The 805-nt window shown below is 51.4% G+C and carries 1 rRNA gene; it reads right to left on the reverse strand.

From position 1 onward, the window contains the following. Positions 1–54: 54 nt before the first annotated feature. Positions 55–805: ribosomal RNA gene (locus AN393_RS19570) — 23S ribosomal RNA — on the reverse strand; the annotation flags it as partial.

Consider the following 805-nt stretch of genomic DNA (forward strand, 5'->3'; position numbering starts at 1 on the left):
TAGCTATTAACTTCTGTCGCTTGTTTCTGTCACATAAAACGCGTTTGGCGTTGTATGGTTAAGCCTCACGGGTAATTAGTACAAGTTAGCTTAATGGCTCACACCACTTCCACATCTTGCCTATCAACGTTGTAGTCTTCAACGGCCCTTCAGAGACTTTAAAAGTCTAGTGAGAACTCATCTCGAGGCCTGCTTCGCGCTTAGATGCTTTCAGCGCTTATCAGTTCCGAACGTAGCTACCGGGCAATGCCATTGGCATGACAACCCGAACACCAGCGGTTCGTTCACTCCGGTCCTCTCGTACTAGGAGCAACCCCTCTCAATTCTCAAACGCCCACGGCAGATAGGGACCGAACTGTCTCACGACGTTCTAAACCCAGCTCGCGTACCACTTTAAATGGCGAACAGCCATACCCTTGGGACCGACTTCAGCCCCAGGATGTGATGAGCCGACATCGAGGTGCCAAACACCGCCGTCGATATGAACTCTTGGGCGGTATCAGCCTGTTATCCCCGGAGTACCTTTTATCCGTTGAGCGATGGCCCTTCCATTCAGAACCACCGGATCACTATGACCTACTTTCGTACCTGCTCGACGTGTCTGTCTCGCAGTTAAGCTGGCTTCTACCATTACACTAACCGTACGATGTCCGACCGTACTTAGCCAACCTTCGTGCTCCTCCGTTACTCTTTGGGAGGAGACCGCCCCAGTCAAACTACCCACCAGGCACTGTCCGTAACCCCGATTCAGGGGCCAACGTTAGAACATCAAAACTACAAGGGTGGTATTTCAAGGACGACTCCA

The sequence above is a fragment of the Pseudoalteromonas sp. P1-25 genome (assembly GCF_001401805.1).
Lineage (GTDB): Bacteria > Pseudomonadota > Gammaproteobacteria > Enterobacterales > Alteromonadaceae > Pseudoalteromonas.